Annotated in this window: 19 protein-coding genes, 1 tRNA gene and 1 pseudogene; 7 read left to right on the forward strand and 14 right to left on the reverse strand. The window is 39.2% G+C overall.

The features are described from left to right. Nucleotides 1-179: 179 nt before the first annotated feature. Both AC59IL_RS06955 and AC59IL_RS06960 read left to right on the forward strand, forming a co-directional pair. A complete protein-coding gene (locus AC59IL_RS06955) occupies nt 180-1019 on the forward strand; it encodes an MBL fold metallo-hydrolase (RefSeq protein ID WP_496551380.1) in 840 nt (279 codons plus the stop codon). Between the two features lie 144 nt (nt 1020-1163). Then, nucleotides 1164-1236: transfer RNA gene (locus tag AC59IL_RS06960), tRNA-Lys, on the forward strand. Here AC59IL_RS06960 and AC59IL_RS06965 read toward each other — a convergent pair. Genes AC59IL_RS06965 through AC59IL_RS06975 form a run of 3 tightly spaced genes read right to left on the reverse strand, consistent with a single transcriptional unit; the run spans nt 1202 to nt 3424 of the window. Next, nucleotides 1202-2752, reverse strand: coding sequence for a recombinase family protein (locus AC59IL_RS06965; RefSeq protein ID WP_496551381.1), 1551 nt, complete (start codon nt 2750-2752; stop codon nt 1202-1204). The two genes, AC59IL_RS06960 and AC59IL_RS06965, sit on opposite strands and share 35 nt — an antisense overlap. Before the next feature lie 55 nt (nt 2753-2807). After that, complete coding sequence (locus tag AC59IL_RS06970) at nt 2808-3245, reverse strand: recombinase family protein (protein WP_496551382.1); 438 nt, start codon at nt 3243-3245, stop codon at nt 2808-2810. Nucleotides 3246-3247: 2 nt separating this feature from the next. Further along, nucleotides 3248-3424, reverse strand: a complete 177-nt coding sequence (locus AC59IL_RS06975) for a hypothetical protein (protein ID WP_496551383.1) — start codon at nt 3422-3424, stop codon at nt 3248-3250. Nucleotides 3425-3666: 242 nt separating this feature from the next. Between AC59IL_RS06975 and AC59IL_RS06980 the strand changes: the two genes are divergently transcribed. Both AC59IL_RS06980 and AC59IL_RS06985 read left to right on the forward strand, forming a co-directional pair. Beyond that, entirely contained in the window at nt 3667-4383 is a 717-nt protein-coding gene (locus AC59IL_RS06980) for a hypothetical protein (RefSeq protein WP_496551384.1), read from the forward strand. Between the two features lie 53 nt (nt 4384-4436). Further along, the gene (locus tag AC59IL_RS06985) at nt 4437-4751 is read left to right on the forward strand and encodes a helix-turn-helix domain-containing protein (RefSeq protein ID WP_496551385.1); all 315 of its coding nucleotides are present in this window, start codon (nt 4437-4439) and stop codon (nt 4749-4751) included. Nucleotides 4752-4870: 119 nt separating this feature from the next. Here AC59IL_RS06985 and AC59IL_RS06990 read toward each other — a convergent pair whose 3' ends face one another. Next, on the reverse strand, nt 4871-5185 hold the full coding sequence (locus tag AC59IL_RS06990; RefSeq protein ID WP_496551386.1) for a hypothetical protein: 315 nt from the start codon (nt 5183-5185) through the stop codon (nt 4871-4873). A 180-nt stretch (nt 5186-5365) separates the two neighbouring features. Between AC59IL_RS06990 and AC59IL_RS06995 the strand changes: the two are divergent. Further along, a pseudogene (locus tag AC59IL_RS06995) lies at nt 5366-5671 on the forward strand (TIR domain-containing protein); the annotation flags it as partial. A gap of 694 nt (nt 5672-6365) precedes the next feature. On the opposite strand, the gene AC59IL_RS07000 reads toward AC59IL_RS06995, so the two are convergent. The 5 genes from AC59IL_RS07000 to AC59IL_RS07020 all read right to left on the reverse strand — a co-directional run bounded on the left by AC59IL_RS07000 (nt 6366) and on the right by AC59IL_RS07020 (nt 12085). After that, a complete protein-coding gene (locus tag AC59IL_RS07000; RefSeq protein WP_496551387.1) occupies nt 6366-8093 on the reverse strand; it encodes a hypothetical protein in 1728 nt (575 codons plus the stop codon). A 79-nt stretch (nt 8094-8172) separates the two neighbouring features. After that, a complete protein-coding gene (locus AC59IL_RS07005; protein WP_496551388.1) occupies nt 8173-8688 on the reverse strand; it encodes a hypothetical protein in 516 nt (171 codons plus the stop codon). 265 nt (nt 8689-8953) lie between these two features. Further along, nucleotides 8954-9445: a hypothetical protein gene (locus AC59IL_RS07010; protein ID WP_496551389.1), complete on the reverse strand. Its 492-nt coding sequence runs from the start codon at nt 9443-9445 to the stop codon at nt 8954-8956. Between the two features lie 231 nt (nt 9446-9676). Beyond that, on the reverse strand, nt 9677-10984 hold the full coding sequence (locus AC59IL_RS07015) for a DUF6602 domain-containing protein (RefSeq protein ID WP_496551390.1): 1308 nt from the start codon (nt 10982-10984) through the stop codon (nt 9677-9679). Nucleotides 10985-11239: 255 nt separating this feature from the next. Beyond that, entirely contained in the window at nt 11240-12085 is an 846-nt protein-coding gene (locus AC59IL_RS07020) for a PIN-like domain-containing protein (protein ID WP_496551391.1), read from the reverse strand. Between the two features lie 683 nt (nt 12086-12768). Between AC59IL_RS07020 and AC59IL_RS07025 the strand changes: the two genes are divergently transcribed. Further along, nucleotides 12769-18762 (forward strand): right-handed parallel beta-helix repeat-containing protein, encoded by a 5994-nt coding sequence (locus AC59IL_RS07025; RefSeq protein ID WP_496551392.1) that lies wholly within the window; start codon nt 12769-12771, stop codon nt 18760-18762. 589 nt (nt 18763-19351) lie between these two features. On the opposite strand, the gene AC59IL_RS07030 is transcribed toward AC59IL_RS07025, so the two are convergent. The 5 genes from AC59IL_RS07030 to AC59IL_RS07050 all read right to left on the reverse strand — a co-directional run bounded on the left by AC59IL_RS07030 (nt 19352) and on the right by AC59IL_RS07050 (nt 23435). Continuing rightward, nucleotides 19352-21109, reverse strand: a complete 1758-nt coding sequence (locus AC59IL_RS07030; protein ID WP_496551393.1) for a hypothetical protein — start codon at nt 21107-21109, stop codon at nt 19352-19354. Continuing rightward, nucleotides 21106-21387, reverse strand: coding sequence for a hypothetical protein (locus AC59IL_RS07035; RefSeq protein WP_496551394.1), 282 nt, complete (start codon nt 21385-21387; stop codon nt 21106-21108). Before AC59IL_RS07035 ends, AC59IL_RS07030 begins: the two co-directional genes overlap by 4 nt. Further along, complete coding sequence (locus AC59IL_RS07040; protein ID WP_496551395.1) at nt 21384-21821, reverse strand: hypothetical protein; 438 nt, start codon at nt 21819-21821, stop codon at nt 21384-21386. Before AC59IL_RS07040 ends, AC59IL_RS07035 begins: the two co-directional genes overlap by 4 nt. Nucleotides 21822-22061: 240 nt before the next feature. Beyond that, nucleotides 22062-22691 carry a hypothetical protein gene (locus AC59IL_RS07045; RefSeq protein WP_496551396.1) on the reverse strand — a complete coding sequence of 210 codons (630 nt, stop codon included), beginning with the start codon at nt 22689-22691 and terminating at the stop codon, nt 22062-22064. Nucleotides 22692-22781: 90 nt separating this feature from the next. Then, the gene (locus AC59IL_RS07050; protein ID WP_496551397.1) at nt 22782-23435 is read right to left on the reverse strand and encodes a hypothetical protein; all 654 of its coding nucleotides are present in this window, start codon (nt 23433-23435) and stop codon (nt 22782-22784) included. A gap of 590 nt (nt 23436-24025) precedes the next feature. On the opposite strand from AC59IL_RS07050, the gene AC59IL_RS07055 reads away from it, so the two are divergent. Further along, entirely contained in the window at nt 24026-25846 is a 1821-nt protein-coding gene (locus tag AC59IL_RS07055; protein ID WP_496551398.1) for a DUF6119 family protein, read from the forward strand. The last annotated feature ends 48 nt before the right edge of the window (nt 25847-25894 follow it).

Genomic DNA, 25894 nt, shown 5'->3' on the forward strand with positions numbered 1-25894 from the left:
TGATGTTCCGATATAAAAGTAACAACTAATAAAGCGCCAGGCAGGGTGCCTTTGCGACAAGTTGCGGGGGTAAATGTGCCCAATCATAGCTGTAATTGTTAAAATTAACCGGCAAAAGCAGCAGGAGGTATATCTTGCAATAAACCATTACGCCTGTTCATTGTAAGATTACGTAAATAATGAAAAAAATAAATCTGATCCTTGTTGCTGCTTTACTGACTTCCTTATTGGCAAGTTCACAGCCTGTAAAATATGAAGTTTATGCATTACGGTTTGCTTCTTCGGCACATGCCTGGCCCATTGCAGAGTGGGCAATAAATGGTCCCGAAAAAGACAGTGTGAATATCAACTTTATGATCTGGCTGATCAAAGGAAGCAATGGCAAAAACATATTGGTGGATGCCGGTTTTTTAAATGATATTCCTGACGCCAAAGAGTTTGATATAATCAAATACATACGGCCCGATTCAGTACTTCGAAAAGTTTCCCTGCGCCCGGAAGATATTACTGATATCATTCTTAGTCACCCCCACTGGGATCATATCGATGGCATCAATTTATTTCCAAATGCCCGTGTTTGGATGCAAACGGCCGATTTCTATTATTTCATCGGCGCAGCGTGGCAAAAAGATGGACAGAAAGGCGGGTTTAATAAAAGGGATGTACACAAACTCATCGATATAAACATGGCCGGCCGGGTAAACCTTGTTCAGGGTGATGATCAGGAAATAATTCCCGGAATTACAGTATATACAGGCTCAAAGCATACTTTCGAATCGCAATATGCGCGTGTAGCAACCGGGGCAGGGGATGTGGTGCTGGCTTCGGATAATATCTGGATCTATTACAACCTCGATCATCTGGCGCCGGGCGGTACCAGCGATACAACCGGTTATATAAACCAAATGAAGCGAATGAAAACTATGGTGCCGGATGTGAAGTACATCATTCCGGGGCATGATGCCGCCGTTTTTTCCAGGTTTCCGGTGTTAACCGAAGGGGTAATCAAAATCAAATAGGCGTACATGATGCATAGTAAAGTGTGACTTTTTAACACAATTGACTGAAATTCCTGATTTTAAGCGAACGAATGTTGGCTGGAATAAATTAACCCCTTATTTTTGCAATCCTTTCGGATCGGGGCATTCTGATCCGGATTTTTTGTCTCCGTAGCTCAGTTGGTAGAGCAATTGACTCTTAATCAATGGGTCCAGAGTTCGAGTCTCTGCGGGGACACCTGAAAAGACATCGTGGAAATATCGCACGATGTCTTTTTTTTGTTTTCGCTGAAGCCCGCGTCCAGAGTGCATATTAGGCGAATGACTTCGTTAAGCCGGGGAGTTCGAAACTTATCGCCATCAAATTGCAATTTTTCGGGAAATATCGAACTCACGATTTGTCGCTTCTCTGGGGTGGTCCCATTTTCGTATAAGGCGTCCAGCCGGGAAACTCTGTCTAGGGCAGCGTCCAATAGGTCATCAATGCTGTTGGAACGGACCGAAAAATTGGCAAGCTGATTTTCTAAGCTGTCAATTTGGGGCTCATATTCCGCTTTTAATTCCCGGTATTCAGTAGGTGTTAAGTCGTTTCCTAGCATTAATTTTCGGGCATTGGTAAGCTCCTTAGTCAATTGCTCTAACCGGCAAAGCATGTCCTGGTATTCATCCATCTGGTCTTTCGCCTGCACCTTGTACACATCGTTTATGGCACGCTTATATAGCGCTATTGTACCAGAACGGAATGTATATTTCTTTAATTCTGCAACAAATAACCGATTTGCTTTATTTGCATTATAACGGGTTCCGCATTTAGAATTACAATGGTAATAAGGAAAATATTGATATTTACCTTTCGAGGAACTTCCTGTTAACATACAACCACAGCGTGGGCAAATTAAAAATCCACGTAATGGGAAAGCGTCATCCACATAAATTTTTGTCCTTTGTTTCTTTTTCCTGCCATCCAACACATCCTGCACTTCATTAAATAGAATTGTGGAAATAAGAGCTTCGTGCTGTCCTTTTATAATACAGGCTCGTTCATTCTTGTATTCGGGAATAAAAATGTTGCCACAATAAACAGGATTACGAATGGCCAGCCAAAAATTGGGTTTACTACATTTCAATCCTTTCATCTTTGCCATTTTCCATATTTGTTCGGTATTAAAACGCTTTCTGGCAATTTCGTTGAAAGCCCAACGCATAATGCTTGCTTCCGGTTCTTTAGGAGCGATGTATTTTTTCTTTCCATCTGCGGTAATAAAATTTCCAAAACCGACAGGCGCTGAACCCATCCAGCGCCCTTCTTTCTTGGCCCGCCGCATACCATAAAAAACATTCAATGCACGCCGATCATTTTCTACTTCAGGGGCAGCCAGATAAATAGCAAGCATCATTTTGTTTTCAGGAATTGATAAATCGAGTGGCTGTTCAACTGCCTGCGGATCTATTCCTAATGAACGCAGGGTGTTGATCATTTGATATGCGTCAGCGGCATTCCTGCTGAACCTATCCCATTTCGTAAAAAGTACTAAGTCTACTTGTCTTTTGTGTTTGCGCCAATCAATTAACAACCTGGTCCATTCGGGCCTCCTGAAAGTCTTAGCGGAATAGTCTTCCTTAATCACTTTTCGCACCTCAATCTTATTCATATCACAGAATCTGCGCAATACCTCTTCCTGACTTCGCAGACTATACCCTTTGTCAGCTTGCTCATCAGTACTCACTCTAATATATAAATCGGCAACTTTCATCTTATGCTAATTCTTACTAAGGTTTAAATGTTCTGTTTCCTTGCATGCGATGTTTCTAATTAAGAATATATCGAGGCCATCTATTTTCCTGGATTTCCAAAAAGGAATTTTGTACCTCTTCAATCGCTTGCGGTTTTTCGAGCATTTCGGAAATGGAATTATGTGGCTGCTGGACCGCTTGCGGTTCAATTCCAAAAGACCGTAGAGCCGTAATCATTTGAAGGGCATCACCGGCATTTCGACTGAACCTATCCCATGTTGTAAATAGTAACAAATTTACCTGGCCCTTATTTTTGCGCCACTCCAAAAATGCTTTTTTCCATTCAGGCCGGTTAAAAGTGCTTGCTGAACAAACGTCAAGAATTACTTTACGAACTTTTATATTGTGCAGTTGACAATATTGGCGTAATATTTCTTCCTGACCTTGCAGGCTCTTTTTGCTATCGGAGACCATACTGTTACCTGCTCTGAGGTATAAATCAGCAATTTTCATATTTATGTTAATTTTTTAGTTTCGCTGTTAACGTTATTTTGCCCACGAAGACATTGCGCTACAGTTATCTCAGCCATTGCATAAATAAATTCCAAAATCATCTCTGCCTCTTCGGTTGTTACTGCCATTCCATCCTTTTTAAGCAGATCAATTGCTTCTATCGGTTTTATCCTTTCCATCTTACACCTCCCACTTTAATATCATTCTACACTAAGTACGCACCTATTAAATTTCCAAATGCATCTAAGATACGACAAAATGTTATGATAACTTATATATTCTGACAAACATTTATATACACAACAAACCAAAACTGACATGCCTAATTTTTCTAATTTTTGCAGAAACCCTGATTCGCTTTAAATTGCTTTTATTCTTGTTAACTCTTAAGACCATATTTTCAAAAATAAGATGGCAAAACATGGACAAAAAATATCGAATATCCTATAAGGTGTATCCGAATGAACGGCTCAAGAAACTGGACTTTCATGGCAAGGCAGTCTACCCGTTATATATACAGGTGACTTTTAACCGGAAAACCACTTATTACAGAAGCAGTCTTTTTGACCTTTTTTTAAAGCCAAAATATCGCCTCCAGCCAGGCGATAAAATAACCATCCCCACTTTACAAATAGTGAAGAACAAAGAAAATGAGCTGATACAATTCATTATTGACAAGCATCCAAATAATTTCTCTTTAGAAGTATTTAAAAAAGACTACGACTTTTATAGTTATGACCTCCTGGATGTGATGGAAGGCCCTTTTTTAGATTATTTACATAGCTTCTTTTATACCGAAGGCATGCCATCCCTGGCAGATACGATAAAAGCAGGTGCAGAAGAGCGCCTTATTAATGAGGTAATTGTGGATCTACAAAAAGCCCTTAAGCCGGAGTTGTACAACAAGATGATAGGTCACTCATTTTCTGCCGCCCCACCTTACCCGGTACTATATAGTTTCGCAGCCAACTTGTACCCTGAGCACCCTGTCAGCCTCACTTTTAAAGATTGGGAGCAGGAAAAAGTAAAAAACGCTTTTTCTGACTATCTACGATCCACTTCTTCCGAAAGTAATTTACCAGCCATTGTAAAAGAAATTGAAAAGTGGAGGAAAGCATTCAGGATTACTTCAAGATAAAAATTAACGCTTTGCCTCAAAGGCATTGAACAGTGTTATATTTAAGAATTTTCATGCAAAAGCTGAGGGAGGCAAAGGGCTTGAGTACCCGACAATTTGCTTACGAAGCAGAAATTTTCCATAGTTCAGTTGGACGCCTAAAGGCTGGTTTGTCAAATCCGACTTTGGCGACCTTGATTAAAATAGCGGACGTTCTTCAGGTGATGGAAGAGCTAGGAATAGGAAATAAATCGAAGTTGAAGGGTGAAATGTTTGCTTTCAAAGAGATTGGGGAGCATTTTTCATTGAGTAAGCTTATTGCTTGCTCTCGATTACTAGCTTCTATCGCCATCCGCCTGCGGAGCTTTGAACTAGGTTTTGTTTCTTGAACGGTAATTGAATAAAAAGACATTGGGCTGGGGATTAAAATTTTCAAAACCATATTAATAATGCCAGTCAGCTTAAGATTGTCCGACCTGGATCTGAACCAATATTGACAATCAATTTCTTATAAGTAAAGTGCATAACAAAGTGCAAAGCATAAATGCTTTGGATAAACGAATTGTCGGGGATAAAAACGATTCACTCGGAATTGAATTATTCCTGTAAGCAAAGCCCACAGCCAGCGGCCGTTTTTTTCCATGTTAACAAGCTCGAGCTTTTTACCACCAATACTAACAGCTTTCCTGCTGGTAATGGGTCTGTTTTTCACATCTTCCCAATTACCCTGAATTTCATCCGCTGAGGCGGTTTTTGTTTTTACTTTCGGCTTTTTTTCTTTGTGAAGAAAGTTTTCTGCGGGTAATGGTATTTCCTCCCCCACTTCTTCGGGCTTCTTGTCTTCCCGCAAACCTTTGAAGATAACGGGGTGTCTTTGCCTGCCACTTTTATAGGCTTTGTTTTCACTCTCGAATTCCGCAACAAGTACAGGCTTAGTCCACGTGGGTTGATCACGGAGCTTTACGTCTTGCGGATTAGTAATGATTAACTTTTTTACTATGAGTTTTCTTTGAAGGTTGGCGACAATTTAAGAGCTACAATAGAAAAAGGATTAAAAGACTGTAAAAAATGTGTGCTTATTCTTAGCCCGAATTTTTTAAACAATAATGCCTGGACTAAGACTGAGTTTGATTCAATATTTACGAGACAAATTTTGGGAGAACAGAATTTAATATTGCCCGTGTGGTACAACGTTTCAAAAGGACAGGTTTACGAATATTCTCCCAGTTTGTTAAATGTAATGGGTCTTGATTGGAATAGATTGGGCATAGAAGAGGTTTGCCGTCAATTACACAGAGCCATTGATTAATTCCAATGACTATGACTGTAAAATGATGCTTTTGTATGGATTTATCTCATTAAAACATCCATTTTCAGGATGTAAAAATCCTATGAACATCAGGTTGAAATTATTGAAATTGCGACTAAAATGTATCCAAATGTAAAGTTTCGAAAAATGGATTTTGACAACCAGAACTTTAAGTTGACCGAAGGAAAAATTTCATTATTATGATGCTCGTAAAATCAGTTTGTCGTTATGCTGGCTGACTAAATCTATTCGGCTTAAGTTCCTGCCTGATTATTTTAAAATACCGGCAAAGCAGCAAACTGGTAACCTGTGAACGCGTTTTATATGGGGACAGATTGGTTAGTAATGATGAAAGATTTATTTACCGCAAAGAATAAATTTTTCGTATTGAATGATGACCTAAAATTGAAAAGGAAGGAATATGATGAGGCAATAAAGTCTGGTAAATCGTGTGATGAAGTAAAAAAATATTTTTAACAATAAAAGAATTAGAGGAAAAACTAAAGAATGAAAAAATAGACCAATCAACAAACTAATATTAAAGGGCCTTTCTCTTCCTACATAAATTAAATTTGGAATTATAACCTTTGGTTTATTGCCGACTTCTTTGTCCAGAAAAAAGCCATGAGCATCCATGACAATATTTAGAAAAGAACCAATATATTACCTTGTTTCGATTTTGTCCCTCAAAGTTTTAAAAAAAGGGAATTTCGTCTTTAAATCGGATTAACAAGTCTGAAATTCTATCACTATATTTTTCCTTCATTGGCAATAATGATTTGTTTTCATTTAAGAAGCTTAATTGAAACCAGTTTAATTGATATAAAATCACTCGCTTTGTTTGAATTTCTGTTTTTTCGTTATCCACTATCGGAATCGTTATTTTTAGTATCTCATTTACCACATCATTCAATATATGTTCATCTATATGTTGCCCACAAAGGAAACGCCCAATCATAAAAAAGTTATCAATATAAATCTCTGACAATTCACTTATTAAGGCCAGTTTTTTAACCATCCTTATAAAAGTGCTAAAGGCTTCAAAACCCAGATGATGATCTTTTATGAACCATGTTCCAATTTGATTGTATGTAACGCAATTTATCCGATCATAGATCTCATGTTTAATGGCATAATCACTAATATTATCAGCTTTAAATAACAGTTCTTTTATAGCATCTCTTTTCTGGCATTTAGTTAAATTCTCGGATGAGAATATCGCATCAAATGTGAACTGAATATTCCAAAAGGCAGATTCATAAACTGATTTTCTACGGCAATCAATTGCCGTAGAAACAGTATCAAACAAGATATCAGGCAATTCTTTTGTCACGTAAAACCATAAATTACTAAGAGGTGTAAGATTATAATCTAAAAGCTTGTCTCTACATTCAAAACGGTATGCGTCAGTAATTATTTCTTCGTCCGAATAATTTATAGATTCAAATTGTTCTTTCAAAATATCTGACAAATATCTGCTGAAATATGATTGTATTTCACCAAAAACATTCTGCTCGATTATCAGCCTTAAATAATCTTTCAAAAAATTGTCAATTTTATTACCTCTAATTTGAATTATTTTCTTTTCAGCAAAATGAGTATAGGTGTTTAACGTAAGAGACAGTAAAACTTCCCCTGTAATTAAGTCATTATGTTTAATTATCTCCTTTTTTAAATGATTGCAGAATGATGCCCAAATAAAAGTGGATTTTTGAACATCATAAACAGAACTTCTTCCATGAAGGCGGATTATCAAAAGCTCGTGTAATTTATTTAATATAGTCTGAGGGAGAACCCAATCTTTATCATTTATAGCAGTAATACATAGGTCTTTTAATAAAAGTATTGGATTCTTTTCAATTTCCTCAACTGAATGTTTTCCGTGCAGATGGGAAGCATATAGTTGGTCAAAATCGGAAACAGAAAGTCTATTCAAAATTTTATGTATCCGATTTAACGAAACAGATTCATTGAGTGCCAAAATGGATAACGGAAATAAAGATAAAATGAACAGAATTGTCAGCAGGTAAGAACAATATAAAAAGGTAGTATCATTTATGGAATGTGCTGATTCAATAAATAAATATCCCAGCCCCAAAAAGATCACCATTCCAAAGAATAAGGAAAAAATAAACCGAAGCCAACGATTGTCGGTAATAAATTCGAGTGTAAACCGGCGTGTGGTTTTTACATAGAAATTATAGCCGACGAGTAGAAGAGTAAGCATAATGCCTGAAAACCCAATTGTCGTCCCCAGGAGTCTGAAAACGACCTCTTTTTTCCCTTCCTTATATCCGAATTTCAAATAATCTGGAATAAAATGCCAGGGGAATAGGAATATTGCAATAAGAGCAACAGAAAACAATGCAATAATTCTCCAATTAATAATTTTCTTTAAAATGATTATAAAACTATTAAACACGCTAAGCAGGCTTTAATACGATTTTAGGAATAAGGAATAACAAGGATTCACTAATAGATAAAATAATGTTTTCGTGCATCTAAAGGTGTTTATAACTATCTCTTCCAAATTTTCTTATTAATGCCCAATGTTTACCAGAAGCAACTCCGTTTCGCTGGCTCCAAATTCGATGGGTATCTTGTAAAAAAAATGTCCAGCCATGATATTTATGATTATCGAGTCTGCCGACTCCTAAATTTGACAGGATTCTATTCCAAAGCCATTGATTACCGTTCACGGGATGGTCCAAATCTTCAAATATAGATGGACAAGAGAATATATACATGTAACCATATCCGTCCCATCTTGTATTTGCATAATCAATGCACTGTTTTACCCAAGCTGTTTTATCCTTAGTGCCGTTCAGTTTCTCCTTTATTTTAAATTCTATTCCAAAACAAACGTCAGGATTTTTCCACTCAGCTATGTTTTTGGGTCTTAAAACCGCGTCAATTCGTACCCTTGCTCCCGAAAAATGAGTTCCATGTACTTCTGTTGCAACATAAAAATGATTTGCCAATAGCTTAAGAATATTATCAGCGTAAATCTTTTCCATTAAGGATTTTGCTCAACACTTATTAAAGCTTGTTATTTATTCATAACAATAATTAACAAATATATTATTTTTAATGGCGAATAGTTATATCCTTTAATTACCTGAATTATCAGATGACGCAGGCGGCGGAGGAGGTGGAGGAGGCGCTTGATAGGTTGGAAATGTATTCCCTTTTACAACACCCTCCTGGACCTGGGATTGCCCGCCAGTGTTTGGTGTTTGTTCAGATTGATTTGATGAATTTCCCTTTTCTTTACTCATATTGTTATGTATTAAATGCTTTTTGAAAAAATAGGTCGCATTCGTTTTGTGATTTTTTCGCAATTTTTCTTTTAGGCTTTTTATGTACTTCATTGACAATCTTATTTATCTCTCGCTCCGTTTGTTTTAATGCATGAAACTGATTTTGCATTTCCAGTTCAGAAATTCGCATGTGCTCATGATCAAACCAAATTTTTTCAAGCTTCAAATAAAAATCGAAATAAAAATCAGCTACTTTATCCAATTTCTCAATTTGCTTATCAGATGGAATAATATGTGGTTGAACCAGTTTGGCCAATGATATTGATGCAATTATAGCGCAAGCAACAATTGGGAGCTTATCCCATAATTTCCAACCCATGATACCTGCAGTTGAAAATGCGGTTATAATAAGATTGAAAATATTTAGGCCTTGCCTTTGGTGGCCGATAAGTAGGCAAGCATATTTATCATTAAATTTTGCTTGGGCTAATTCATACCAAACTCGGTTCCTCATTGCATTGAATTAATAATTAAAATTGCCTTACTTTCCATTTACAACCAACATCTTCTAACATTCGCTATCTCAATTTAAACAGTATTGTATGTCATTCTATTAATTTTTATTCACAAATGTGTATTAATCGAGTTTTTTAACGAAGGGAATTGATCAAGATCAATAAATGGGCTTGAATAAGTTGCTGAGTTATAAATTTTACTTCAACACTATAACAATGATGCAGAAATATTAATTATTTTCCCTTTGATTCAAATATTTATTCAGCCAATGGCTAAGTTCGCCGCTCTTATTTTCACCCGCTACAAATTCTCCGGTAGGCAATACAACTATTTCACAACGGTCTGTCAAAAAGTGGATCTCGTTTTCTTTTTTATATACGAGTCCGGTGCTAACCAGATTATTGACAAAATCGTCTACGTTCATTGCTGAATGCTCCATAAGATTAATAATACTGGCGTCAGTTATATAGTTTAAAGATCCGGTTCGGGTCATAAGGAGTAATACTTGGGCTTGCAGTTGCGAAATAAAAGCTGGTTGCCAGGCTGTGACGGATTGAGGTGCGTTGAGGGCGTCATCTGTAAATAATTGGTAGTTGTATTCCCAACCCATCGTACCATCAGGCAGTTTAGAAAACTTGCAATCCAAAAAAGGATGTGTCGGTGCAAAGTCAAAATCATCGCCAAAGATGCTGGACGATAATTCATATTTGTAGCTTAGCCTGGTCCATATGACTTCGAGCAGGTGGACTATTGGGGTTTTGTTCGATGATACGGAGATATGCCAGTAGAAAGGGGTATTGTAGTTGAATGGCATAAAATAAGGCATACCGTTATTCTTAATAATAGAGTTGTTTCCGCAAATTATAAGGGACGGGAAACTTCCGATGCCAAACCCTTTTCTAATACCTTTTCGAAGGCTTTCTTCCAATAGATTTGCAAATCCTTCCCGAAGACTATTTTCGGTCTTATAACCGTAGTATCCAATTACAATGCGGACGGGAAAGTATGCCTCCATGAATAGGGTATGATAAATGGCTTGTTTTTCCTCGGACAAATCGTTAACTACCTTCCGTAGTGGTAATTCTGTCCGGAGCATGCCGCGCCAAGCGTCTCTAAGTGCTTCGATAATGTAATGATCTCCGTCTTTTTCGGGTTCTCTACTAACATCGAGGACAGATTTCAGGTTTTCATATGAGGATGAAAGATCAGCTGAGAAAAGATTCTTTTTTACTTCAATGACGGCAATAACTTGATTGTAATGATATATCCAATCATTGGTAAATGGTAACTGTCTGCCTTCTCCCTCTACCAGCATGCAGTCGATCTGCTTGGTCATTTGCCCTTTCGCGTTGGTAATCTTGCCAGAAACGATCTTTAAATTTAGATGTTGAAAAATTGCCTTGTCAAGCATTGCCTGGGTAAGCCCCTCATACATATTTCCAATTAAACCAGGGTGGTCAACAACCTCATTTTCGCTTATCATGGACAAGCCTTTACTTTTAAATTCTTCAAGGAAGTCTGCAACCGTCTTGATCATGGTGATTCAATTGATTCAATTAGTGTTAATGTCGCAATGATAAGAAATTCTGGACGTTATAGATGCTGGGATAGCAGTTTTTGAACAGTATGGAAACTGATACCGGAAATACGAAGCGACTATGTTTAGTAATATTTGCCATCTCTTAGCAATGCAGGCACAAGTCCTTTGTAGGCAGGATGCTTAATTTATATAAGTTGTATTTGCGCATCACCCTTTTTAGAGTATTTAGAATAAATTATTATAGAAAAATATTTACAATTCCATTATCAAAGAAGCTGGACTTTGGGTTCTACAAATCTCAATGTTTTGATCTCTTTCAAAGGCTGATGAATACAAAACACTTTGGGCGATTGCTCCTTTAGGTCCCAAAACTCTAAAAGAAAAATCCCCATTAGCATGGCTTTGCTTTTCAATAGCACTGTCTAATGTCAAATACATTTTTACTTTTATAATTGCATTATAACATTCCTCTTTAGCACGATACATATCAATCGAAAAAAGAATAGGTTGCTGGTTAGCCATATTAAATGAAAAGGAATACAAATTGTTATCACCTTTCCAGTATATAAAATATTCTTTATCAGTCGCTTGTGTTTTTAAGATATTTGAAATTTTTCTAATCTCCTCCAATGCCTTTGTTGTAATATCTATTCCCAATAACTCTTTAGCCTTATGTAAGAATTGGCTAAATCTATATGACCAAAATTGTTTTTTGGTTTTGGATTTGAATTCGAAAATTAAACCTTCTTTGGGCTTCAATCTTTCTCTTCCTTCTTTCTCAATATCCCACCAATCTTCTTTCGCGTCATTTGTAATAAAAACAATTGGTCTATCTTCCTTATTAGCTAAATCAATTATTTGATTCCAAATTATCAAATCTCCAAACTTCTGAATGCCTTCTTTTTCATTTTTTCCTTGAGCATCTTTGAATCCAGGAGGAATTTTATTTTCAAACCGAAAACCTGAATTTTTAACTATACCCTCTATTGTTTCATAATCATACCCCCCGGTAATTTTAAAATATTCGGATACCGACTTATATACATCGTCGTCAGTTTCCAATTTTTTTAATTCAGTTTCTCTTTTGTTAATTTCCAATACAGAATTTACATTCCTTTGACTTTCAAATATTTGCCTATCAAGAGGTACAATCCACGGCCATGCCTATCTCAATATTTTTCGTTTCTTGCTTTACGTAAACACCGGGAAGACATCCCCATAAAGCGATTATATGTTCCTGATGCTACCGATAAATAAGCAGGCACGCTACCAATAAAGAATGCCTGATTAGAATAATAAGAGGTTCCCAATGTACAAACGACACCTGTGACTGCCCTCACAATATGGCAGTCTTCGCATCGAAATATTTTTCTGTTAACGAATTTAAACCTACTGTAGGTTTGAAAGCGATTTGATATCTTCTTTCAGTTCTGTTAAGTAGAGTCCTTTCAATTTTTATCCTGTTAGATTGAACGCCGATGGCTTCTAACGAGGAAAATCCCTATTCGCTTTTTGATATTCAAAATTAATGACTGAATAATGATGCCTGTAGTTTGAATCACTTACCACTGTTTAGAATGGTCAGATAGAATATTCTGGTATTTTGGATTATATTTGAAAAAAAATTGAGCCTATCTTGTATTCTTGTGATAACCACTTCATCCCAATTTTCTTTTAAAGCCAACACCGTTACACAGTTCCAATCTTTGTAAGGTCCTATTTCATTGACATTATGCCTTACGGTATAAGTATATTATCATGTTAACTTTTAACCACTGTTTGTGAAAAAAATATTTTTTCTCCTTACCCTGATACTGTCTTTCAATAGCCTATTTGCCAAAATCTGGTATGTAAATCAAGCATCCGTCAACACTGTCCAAAATGGATATTATTGGGCTACCGCGTTGAAAAATCTTCGCCAGGCGATTGATTCATCGAAAACAGGTGATACCATAAAAGTAGCAGAAGGATCTTACATCCCGGGTAGTTACGAAGATGCCTATTTCGGTATTAAAAGTGGTACTATAATGTTGGGAGGCTATTCTGCGTTGGATTCTACGAAAGCCAGGAACTTTAGTGCATTTGCCACCTCTCTTAACGGAAGATACAGTACTGCCGGAATCGGAAAAGTAAAGCATATCATAAAGATCTCTGGTTCCAACGCAAATACTATAATCGATGGATTCATAATTGAAAACGGTGATGCCAGTATAACGGACTTTAATGTTCCTGAAATGGGAGGTGGTATGCTCATTTCATCAAACAGCAAACCCATGATTCGGAATTGTTTGTTTAGGAACAATAATGGCCGGAATGGAGGAGCAATAGGCATTATTGAAAACAGCAGTCCCGATATCCTCAACTGCATTTTTGTTAACAACTACAGTTCGGAAGCCGGTACGGTGTTCATACAGAACGCTTCGGGCACACGCCTGATCAATTGCGTGTTTGCAGACAATTCAGCAGGCCTTGCAGGAACGGCGCTTTACCTTACTCAAAGCAATATCACGGTCACAAACAATACTTTTTTCCGAAATACGGTTGTAGCGCCAAACACCACTTCTGATAACGGGGCCATCATTGCCATGGGCGGTTCAGTTCTTTCTATTAATAACTCTATCTTGTTTGCCAATACAGTCAAGGGGACGTTTGAGGCGATGGAGATGACAGCGTTGGGGGCTACTATCAATATCTCCAATTGTATTACACAGCATTACACTCAGGGATCACAACTATTTCCAGCTGTAAATCCGCGCTTTAAGGATACGGCAGATTTAGCAGGGCCCGATAAAAGGTTTTTTACCAGTGACGACGGATTGCAGCTTACAGTTCCCTGCTCACCCGCCTTGAACTCCGGAAACAACACTGCCATCAGCGGTATTACAACCGATGTAATAGATCAGCCAAGATTATTCAATAATGGTGTAGTAGACCTTGGCGCCTATGAAATGCAAAACACTCCTGCTGCTCCTATGAAAGTTGTTTATGTAAATCAAATGGCAACAGGCAATAATGATGGCAGCAGTTGGGCAAACGCATTTACCAGTTTACAGCAGGCTTTGCTTTATTGTGCAGACACCATCAAGGTGGCGGCGGGCACTTACTATCCATCCAGTAACAATCTTGCGTCCGCATTCTGGTTACATAGCAAGCTGATTATATTGGGCGGCTATCCCAATACAGGTAGTCCTTCCGAAGCACAGCGGGATCCATTTTCAAATACGTCTAAACTCAGCGGCCAAATTCCCGGTGGAACAAGGCAGTCGGCCAATGTGCTTTTTGTAGATCACGTAGACAGCACCTGTATCATCGATGGCCTTACAATCAGTGAAGCCAATGCTTTTTTGGAGTACACCTCAAAAAGTTCCACAAGGATTACCAATAATAGCAATCCGGTCTTTATTAATTGTCGGTTTGAGAATAACACAGCCGATTTTGGCGGTGGCATGCAGGTGAGCAATCAATCAAGGCCATCCTTCTTTGGTTGCCGCTTTGCGAACAACAGATCATTTGATGGTGGTGGCGCTTTCTGGACAGGCAACTCATCCAGTCTCTTTTTCAAAAATTGCATGTTTGAAGGGAATTCTGTAGTAGAGAGCAATACGATTGAAGGAGATGGTGGGGTAGGAAATATAAACGATGCAAGTGTTGTATTTGATAGTTGCCAGTTCAGGAATAATTTTGCCAACAATTATGGAGGTGCGATTTATACCAACGGGAACCCACCCGTCACTTTTCGGAATTGCACTTTTTCCGGAAACTTTGCTAAGGAATCCGGCAACAGTATGTATAACGATGGTGGAAATGCCAGCTTCTATAAATGTCGTTTTTCTGAAACGAGTACAACGCCGAACGGCGGTGCCGTTTATAACAAGAACTGCTCTCCGTTATTTGAAGAATGTGAGTTTATATTGTGTCAGGCAAGAGTTGGAGGTGCAGTATATAATAATGCTTCTTCTCCTCTATTTAAAAAATGTGTGTTTGCACAAAATGCCGGTAACGGCGGCGCTATTTACAATATTGATTCTCGCACAGTTGCTCTGATCAATTGCGCGGCTAGCTATAACAATTCCACTAGTGGTAGTGTACTCAACAATGTACGTTCAACCGTAGAGGTGGAGAGCAGTACCTTCACCGCCAATAGCGGATCAGCTCCGGTGGTCAATAGTGACAGTTCTGTTATAGTGATCAGGAACAGTATTTTGTGGGCCAATGCCCTGGGCGTGCGGGAATTTGTGGCAACCACTTTTTCGGACATCAATAATGTTACCGGCGCAACCCGGCCATCTTCGGCCAGTGTATACAATTCTGTTACACAGTTCTATGGTGTGAATGGAACAAATAATAATATCGTAGGAACCAGTCCGCGTCTGGTAAATTACTATGATGCAGATGGCCCCGATGATACCTTTTTTACAGAAGATGATGGCCTTAGACTGTCGCCCTGTTCCCCACTGATCGATGCGGGCAGTAATCTCTATCTTCCAGGTGTTACGACCGACCTGCGGGGAAAACCCAGACTCAATGGGGCTGTTATAGATATTGGAGCTTATGAGTTTTCGGATGTTATCAATACCAGCAATACAGTATATGTTAATGCGGCAGCTATGGGCACCAATGATGGATCGTCATGGCCCAACGCCTATACCAGACTGCAGGACGCACTAAATAATATTTGTGCCGATACTGTTAAAGTGGCAGCGGGAACGTATTATGCATCTATTAAATCGATTGACAGCTCTTTTGCTATACGTTATGGACGGATTATACTGGCAGGATACCCTGCAACAGGCAATCCTTCCAACAACGATAGAAATCCTCGACTGCACCAAACCATATTAAGTGGTAATGCCGGTAACCTGACTGACTCACTGGATAATGTAATCCATGTTGTCGATGTAATTCAGGTAGATGGCAAGGTTGTACTGGATGGATTTACTATTCAGGGAGGTTATTCAAATGGCAATATCAATGCAACTGGGGGAGCTGGTATACATGTTAATGCAAGCGATATAACAGTTAAAAACTGTACCGTTCAAAATAATATTACTGCAAGTTCTGGAGGCGGAGTATTTATCTCTGCATTTTCGAAATTCAATATTGAAAAGACGCTTATCAGAAACAACAGGGCCGGTTTTTCAGGCGGTGGCATTAGTATCAGCTCTTCGGGCACTTTAAATAATTCCGCCATCGTCGATAACTTCTCCGATAACATGGCAGGTGGACTGTATACCGATGACCGGAATATACAGATCACCAATACGGTGTTTCATCACAATTTTGCCATGTACCGGGGAGGCGGCGCTTATAATGACAATCCGCGAAATGTCAATTACGTCAACTGCACTTTTACACGCAATACATCCTCCGTTTATAAGGGCGGTGGTGTATATATACAGCAGGATTATGACGGAACAGATGCATTATTTTACAATACTATCTTTCACGAAAATACCGTGGGAAGTACATTTAATGCATTCTGGACTGATGCCTACTTTACCAGGTGTATTGATTTAAGCGGCTGTTTCTATACCCCCTTCTTTAACTGTAAGTTACAGAGTGGCTGGAATAGTGATAATCCGGTTTACGGTAATCCTGCATTTGTTGATATTGATAATCCCGCAGGCAAGGACGGGGTATGGCTCACCGGTGATGACGGCCTTCGCCTTACCCATTGTTCTCCTTGCATCGATCGCGGACGGAATGATGCGGTAAGTAATGTATCTAAAGACATCATCGATAATGACCGTATACGGTATAGTACGGTAGACATTGGCGCTTATGAATACATTCACAGCCTGGACGGAACCGCTACAGTACAGCAACCCGCTGATTCAGTAATAGCCAATAAAGAATATACCGATTCTCTGGGCTGGACGCATTACTTTAAAGACTGTACCTACCTGTTATCGATCAAAAAGCTGAACAGGAACATTGGAAACATTGCAGATAGTACATTAAAGATAGGTGTAGTAACTAATGCCAATTTTGGTACTATGCAAGCTCTCAACCTGTCTAACAACACATTCAACAGCTCGGGTGGGTCTTTGTATGCGATGAATAAGTATTGGTTTGCATTATCAGACTATAATATTACTGATAGCCTGCAAGTTCGCTTCCCCTACACTAAAAAAGATTTTGAAGATGTCAAAAGCGCCAATCAGGATATTGTCAATCATGAACAATTGACGTTTTACCAGGTCCATGGCACCTCGGCACATGCCGCCAATATTCCCTCCGGCGCGGTTACAGTTTATCAAAATGATACTTCAGCCACCTTGCATAATTTCAAATACTTTGCCCAGGACACTTATTACATCAGTGAATTTTACATCAATCGGTTTGGGAGTGGATCAGCCTTTATCACCAACAACGGGCCGAAGGCAGATATAACACTTGCAGATATAACCGTTCCTGTAAATACGACCCGAAGTGCCGATAGTTTTACACTTAGTTTCCGGGAAAAGAATATAGGAATAGGAATCGCAGGCTATCATAAAACAACGATTTACCTGTCGCCTGACAGTGCGTTGAATAAATCAGGCAATATAGATAAAGTGATAGGTACTTTCAATATAAACCAGTACCTGCAGGCAGGTCAGCAAACTGGCATCCTGCAACAAATTATATCTATTCCTTGTGGCACCGGAGCAGGCACCTATTTTCTTATTGCGGCTGCTGATCCTAGTAATAGTGTGGATGAGTCTGATGAAGAAAACAATTTATATTTTAAAAAGCTGATCATTGAATCAGGCCCCTCTAAGCCTGCCGGCTTATCTATTGTTTCTGATCATGCATCCGATATCGCTTGTGTTGGCGATAGTGTTCGACTAACCGCGCAGATCGCATCCTGCATAGGTTGTAAATTCAGCTGGACCACTGGTGATTCTACCATCAACACCACTATTAAGCAATCAGGTTTATACTACGTTTCTGTAACCAATGTTTGTGGCCAGTTATCTGCATCAAAAAGAATTAACTTCAAATATCCGCCCGGCATTTACCCTGTTGCCGATCCCACTCAGATCTGCCTGGGCCAAACGGTCGACTTGTATGACCCGCTTGGTATAGGCGCAGATTCTATTGTTTGGTCGGGCCCTGGTTTGAATGGGGGTTTCGGAGGAGTGGTACAAGTTCAACCTTCCCAAGACGGAAATTTAGTATACACTGAGAAAGCTTATTCTTACGACAGGTTGTGTACGACTACCAAATCAGTAATGGTACGGGTGTTGTCGTCGCAAATCCCAACCCTGCAAATTTCGAGTAACGGTTGTGCGATGCCTTCTACATTCAAAGTTTCATCAGTAACAAATGCCGGGCAAAATGCGAAGCTCTTATGGTTTAAAAATGATACGCTCTTAAGTTCTCGTGATACAGTGATTACAATTAACAATCTCTCAAAAGGCGCCAGAATTTATGCAAAGATGCTCCCTTATAATCCATGTGTTCAGGTAGATACTGTACAATCGAATACCATACTTGTTGACTGTGTACCGACTGGTATTGAAGAGATTCCCGGTATTAGTCGTTTCTATATTGCTCCGAATCCATCTACTGGAAACTTTGTGATCAATCTGTCGACCAGCATACCCAAACAGGTTTCATTGATAGTTTATAACAGTTTTGGTAGTAAAGTGGTAGAAGTTCCCGCTGTATTGTGGTCGGGCGATATTCAAAAAATGATCGATTTAAATAAAATGCCGGCAGGAATGTATCATTTACAACTAATCGTTGATAAAAGGTCCTTTTCGTATAAATTGTTGGTAGTTCGATAGATGCTGTTGGATTAAATGGTTGCTCGCTCACCGGACGGTTGTCGGAAGGGTGACTCCTTCCGGCAGCCTATCATAGGAAATTTAAAGAGCAATTACTATGTCTTACTTCAAAACAACTTTAGCGCCCACAGCCATAAGACAGATCGCACCTTCAAAACCATTTCTCCCATCTTTCTCCTATCTGTGAATAATCGCTTTTTCAACGCCCCATATTTGCTTATAAAATCGGAATAAAATGAATTGCAAAACGAAAAAGAAAGCAATAATGATTAAAATAGCCTGGCAGGGAATGTCAAAAGTCCAGAAACAGAGGTAAAATTATAGGATACAATTTTATAACATATTGATTATCAAACATAACTACCAACAAAAACGAAATCTTTAGAATTTTTAATTTGTTGATTATAAGCAAATTACATATAATTACTTCAAATACAAAACTTACTAAATCCTGAAAATTAAATACTTATAACCTCCGAGGTACAATCCAGTACCACTTTTATTCAAGATACTTCGCTTTTTCATTCGTGCAAATATAACCGCTCCTGTACATCCCTTTTGCGGGATCAATTAGATCAATAACCGATTTTCATTCTTTGATTTCCGGCATTGATGCATCTCCACCGGGTTTTGTAATCGGAAATCCATACTTATCCACTTCACCATCATCATCGTCTCCAGGATCAAAAAATATTACCTCGCGCTTAGCGAAATAAGGATACTTAACCCAATAAGTCGAAATGGATTCGTCCGTTTCATGCACCAGCGTATACACTGGATCAGTATGCTGGCCAGTGATTACATTTTCGAATTGGTGGTAGGTATAAATCCGATAAAGAGCGTTGTACATGTAAAAGGTAGGCGTATTAATTACGAATATCCCTTCCACTTCGTAATTGTGGAGACTAATAGCACTATCCTTGTATTTTATCCTGAAATGTTCTTCGACCTGTGGTAGATGGTTGATGATCCACTTGACTTTGGCAGCGAGCCGGGTATTGTAACCGAGCTTTGGCCCATCCACCGTGAAATGATCGTAATCCTGTTTCCAGTTGACCATATCATAGCGTCCCAGCAGATGTTTACATTCGGTGACCAGCAGCTTTTTGGTAGCTGGGCTGATAATCAGAAAATCAATTTCACCCAGTGATTTTTCGAGGAGCGAAAATGATTTGCCCTTCGTGTGTATTTTTTCAACACCACGATCATATCGCAACCCACATCCTGTGACTATTTTTTCAACGTGGTCATCCAACCAATCATCATGGTCCTTGTGTTTGCGACTCACATAATCTTTTATGCCTGGAGCCGCACGCCACTCATTGGGAATCTTGCCCCAAGGGATTGCATTTAGGATGAGACTGTTTTCGGCTTCATCTATGCTGTAAATCCCGCAGATAAGATACAGGGTACTATTGATTCTCCATTCCAAGTATGGACGATATAAGAACCGGTTCATCAAATAAGGCTTTCGAACCAATTCGACTAGCGGCATTTTATTATTCCGATCCAAAATTAGCCCTGAAAAAAAATCCCCGATGACCTCGCGTGAAACTTCGCAAATGTTTGCGGCGTCAATGATAAAATTTTGTTTATCGGCTGATAAACAATCAGGTGGTTCTAACTTAAACTTGTCATACAAGGCAGCTATTAACAGGCCGATTTTATCATAGTCAAACCCAAAGGCTTGCTGAACAGCAGCCTTGAAATCTTTGGAACCGGTCGGATCGCTAACATATTCTTCGCGCGCCCTCTCCATATCCTGCGAGATATTATAGAACACGTGATCCAAGTGAGGCTCCCGTACTTGCTTGTACAGATCATGCTCATCAAAAGTTACTTGGGAGATGCCTTCCACCATAGAAAACTCAGCAAAGGACTCTGTAAAATCAAAGATCATATGACCCAAATACAGTAGGACATTTAGAACCGGCTGAATGCGAAAGATGAAACTGGGATCTCTTTTCTCCCCCCTTTGCATATCGATATCACAACCTTTTTCAAGAATCATTTTCAATATACGACGGTAAATAGAGATATATTGTTTGTCTATTCCATTCGGGAGCTGATGATAATGTTCTGATCTCCGTAAGTCGGTGGCCTGCTCATGCAACGTAAATATCTCCCGGTAGAAAGTATAAGAAGTTTCCTTTTCGCAGACTTTTTCAAACTCTTCAATAAAATACTGTTGACAAAAAGTAAAAACCTCTTTCTGTATATCCGGCGGATAAGGGCCCTTTCCAAACTGTGTAATTATACGGGCAGAAATCACTTGCCTATACTTAGGCTCCGCGTTCTTTTCTCCGCGCAAGACGGTGATTCTATCAGTAATGGTAAATACCTTCATATAAGCCACTCCTCCATCAGCCTTTTATTTTCTTCCGTCAACGTAAACTGAGCATTTTCATTTGGAAAATAAACCCAATGCCCGGTAAAATAGCCTTGCAGCAGCACGCCGGTAACATAGCGACCGAAACATTCATCGGTAGCAAAGAATCCATACCGCCCCATCAGGAAATCATTAAGATCAATTTCGTTAATAAAAGTCTCTACCGATGGGTTAACACAAATAATATAAGGGAGCCGATGACGCTCAATGGTATTACGATATTTGGCCTCTTTCATTTGTAGTTTGGATTGAGCCCCGCAAAGAAAGGCAGTATCAATACTCTTTGCTCCATCGTATGCAAAGACCGGTACGCCATAGTTTTCAATTTGAATCTCCTTATTTCGCGGTTGCGCTCGATACTGGCCTTGCATTCCTCTTCCGGCGTATTTAAGCGCAATACTTCACAAAGTATATGCTGACCATTTAACGTGAGGTACCAGTCGGGTCGCATTCCATCCAACGGGAAATTATACCGTAGCTCACTGCATAATGCATCAAAGAACAATCCGGTACGGATTTCTGCCAGCATGGAAAAGAAATTAATTGTGTTTTTTTCTTCCTGAAGATTGCGAAGCAGCGATACCCCTCTCCTACTTTCGAATGATTCGATAGCATTTAAAAGTTCTGGTTTTGTCTCCAAAAACTCATCAGCAACAGTGCGTGTTTCCATGACAGCAAAGATACAGACCACCGGTACTCGAAGGATAAGTTACTATTTGCTATCATTGGTATTCTCTACACCGCCCAAAACGGCATCAAAAATAATTGAAAATCAATCAGATACGGATACTCATAGAATTGATGGTTATTTTTTGATCAATTCAACTATAATTTCGCCGCTGATACTGTTTAAGCATGACCTTTCCCAGATTTTATTATTATAAGGTGTATTACATATAATTTTTACTTGCTAACCGACTTGTCCAATATCAGGATATAAAACTTTGGTTGTATAATCTGATTTAATATCATTAAGGGTGATTGCTTGCACACTATCCAGGCAGGCAAGAGCGGGATGCATGTCTGCATATAGGTGCGGTGGTTTATAGTTATGGCCCCGGGTTCGGATTTGCAGGCTAATTCTTTCTTTCTGTGCATCTGTCATCGAAACCCGAAATTCTTCAAACATTGTATGGGCTACAAAAACAGTTTCTGTTAAAAAGCTATATAAACAAATTTTAAGAACATTATTATTTACTTTTTGTAAATGGAATGCACAGTTTTCATACATTAGCTCATAACCTCCGTATCTTTTTTTACTTATTTCTTTTGAAGGGCCATAAGCATGAACTAATCCGTTTCGAATACTGTATAATTCTTCTTCTTTCCCTGAGTAGAATATATTTAATGGCTGATAACGCTTTTTTATAATTTTATTGAAACCGCTTGATGATGAGCCAAACTCTATAAACCCCAAAGAATCTATCAAACAAAAATTCAGGATGAATGCACCCGTATATGCGCCGCCCCCGATAGTACGGTAAATATCAGCCACGGCGGTATTAAAAAAATTCCGTTTTAAATAATCTATGTTCTCCATATTATGGAAGCTTTTTAAATAAAGGAAAGATACAGGCCTCCACTATATATCTTTCTATCATAAAACTATGATTTTGCAGGTATTCAACCACTACACCTGTTCAAAGTTGCCATTACGCAGGCGATAATTTTGAGTGTAGGCTTGTTGCAGATCGTCGCGGTACCGGATGGTAAGGCTCATCCCTTCCAGGTCAGCTGGATAATCTTGCCGAAGTACAACATCAGCCTCCTTTGCTGTTCCTTCAAAATCCTGGACGGCTACAGCATCTAATCTAAAATCTGTCAATGGTTCCAGATTGTTTAATTGTGGTAGATCTGTAATGGTATCAAAGCCGGGATCGCCTATTTCGACAACCACATTAAACATTTCCCTCCTGGAATTATTATAAAGGCGCAACTCATAGTGCCAGTCCAATTTCCAGTGCCTGATTATCGGACCACCCACCATAAGCACCATAATCTTTTCCCCATTTACTTCTTTGAAAGGGTTTTTATCGCTATATGCCCGAATGAAACGACCTCCGTAGCTCCATGTTAGCTCAACATCCATATGGGGCGCTGGCTGAGCTGTGGCAACTGCCTCCCTTCCTTGTTGGACTAATTCTCTGGTTCTAGATTCTGCATCTACTTTCCACTTTAAAAGAAGAGCCACCGGATATAGATTGGCGTCACTATCGATTAGTCTTGAACAGGTCTGGCAGAGCCAAATACCGTTTGAAATGGAAGAGCGTTCCTTCGGTTGCATATCAGGATCGTAACGGGGTCCTCCTGGCGCAGCGGCTGTGATATGTGCTGCTACGCCCACCCTCAAAACTCCAGCGGGGTCAGTATGCGCCCCTGTGGTGTGCACTCTACAATCAGGGTTCGAGCACATAGTACCAGCTCTTGCTTCGAGAGTCCGTGTTGTTTCTAAAGAAAAGTTATCGCGTCTTAGACGAGCCATAATGATGTTAATTTTCCGGATGCAATTAACATAAAAAAAATCTAATCCATCCCCGGTTGGTAAACAGTGTCGACCATTAAATAATGGCTGACAAGGGCGCTTTCCAGGTTATTCTGGGATATTGTATAACTCAGTTCCAATGCGCTAATGAATTGAAATAGAGGGAGATAAAAAAAGGGGAGGCGATTAGGAACTCGCCAGCTCTACTCCATTGACATAAGTGCATATATTATTTGCACTTACCTGAGTCGATTCTGGTACCCGTAGGTGTTTTCTATATTAATTGTTTTATATCAGAAGTACCGTTATCAGAAGTACCGTGAAAAAACGGTATCTCTGAAAAACAGGAACCACCGACCTTTCAGGCGCATAACCCATAAAACAGCCAAACCATGCCTGCCAGTAGCGAAAAAGACACAATGCCGGTATCGCTTTACCAAGTCGATACCTCCCTCTTTGTTGATGACGACTTTAATTACATCACCAGACAAATCATCAACAAGGTAGAAACGGCCGGCTTCAACTTTCAGCCTGATAAACTGGCCCGGCGACCTAAAGATGAATTCTCTTTTAAAGTCTATTACCAAGTAAAAACTAAACCCCCACAGTGGCGCGGATTTTTAAAAGGGATTCTTGCAGATGATGCCGTTCTGGCAAATGCAAGAAATAAAACGCATTCCTTTCTCCTGTTCATCCATTATAAAGAATATGTTTTTGCTGTTTGCGGCGGTGCCGGAGCAGCTGCTATTAGGCAGTTCTTGGTGCACGATTTCGGCATGCAGCTGCTAGTCAGGTTATTTCAAAAACATGATCGTGTTGTAAAGTCCAGCCAAGAACGCAGCGTTTCAGGAAATGTGTTGGGGCAAACGCGACACTATAGGGGCGATCAGCGTTTTTCCGACGAAAACGAGTTTGGTAAAGTGAAAAACAGATTTCAGGTACAGGTAAAAAAAAGACAACTCACAGAAATCTTCGGCTTTAATCCGGACGAGGTCAAAGCAAAAGGGTCGGGTTGCACCGTGAAAGACTCCTTCCAGCTCGGCAAATCTGTCGACATAGAAATTTTACTCGACAATATTAAAACCTATGTAGACCTGATCGATAATAATAAAGAAGGCAATTTCACGCTCAACAAAGTGATACCGGTTAATAAGAAAATTCCGGCCGGCCAAAAATTAATTCAGGAATTAAGAGACGAACTGGTTAACCGGTTATATACTGATTGCAGTAACAATACCACCTCCGATCTTGATTTTTGCCATCCTAAATTTGAAGATTACCGGACTGCAGAACGTTTTAAGATTATCATTGACAGAGAAACTACCATCGAAATCGTGGATGAAGAACTTTCCCTTGATGTAATTATACGGGAAGTAAGAAACCTTGAACGCCTTGTGATGGATGATGCAACCACATTTCGAATCTCTGTACTCGATATTGAAATAAAATCCTATGACGGGGAGGATACCCTCTTAACCTCAGACCCTGTGCTGAAACATTTGCACGGTGAGGTTACTTACCTGGGCAATACCTATTTCCTTATCGATGACTTGTGGTATCATATCGACCCTGATTTTCTTAAAGACATTAATGAAGATTGCCGTGATGTGCTTCATCAGGCATGGCAGGATAGTTTATTGGATGTTACTTTTGACCTTAACAAAGATGAGGCTGTGTTTAATCAACAGTTCATTGGCAAGCCCGGCACTTATGTATTTGATACCATCACACCGGATAATATAGAAGCCTGCGACATTTTGAAAAGCGACGACCACAACACCTGGTTCATTCATGTAAAAAAAGGGTTTGATAATTCAATAAGGGACCTAGCTTCGCAAATTGCAATTGCCGCAAAAACTATACAGGCCGATAAAAAAACCGGTTACCTCTATTTGGATAAACTGCAATCCCAAACCGAAGGAGGTCTGTTTAGCAGTAGTCCAGCCAAAAAAATATTGGCGAAGCAAACATTTCCTGCAGGCGGGATAAAATCCTTACTCCAAAACCGCAAAGACATACAAATTATATTTTGCCTTGCATTTGTAGATAAGGCGGATGGACCACGTACACTGAAAGACAATATTGAAAATTTCGGGTCCAACATTGCGAAATATTCCCTCATCGAACTCCACAGGCAGGTAAGGAGTATGGGATTCGACCTGAAAATTGTGCAACTCCCTGCATTACCCAGAACAAAGAAAAAAGAAAGGTAAGAATGATTGAACATCACATAAATAAGGTATCGCAAGCCAGTCTAAAAT

This window comes from Niastella sp. sgz303648, assembly GCF_059587045.1.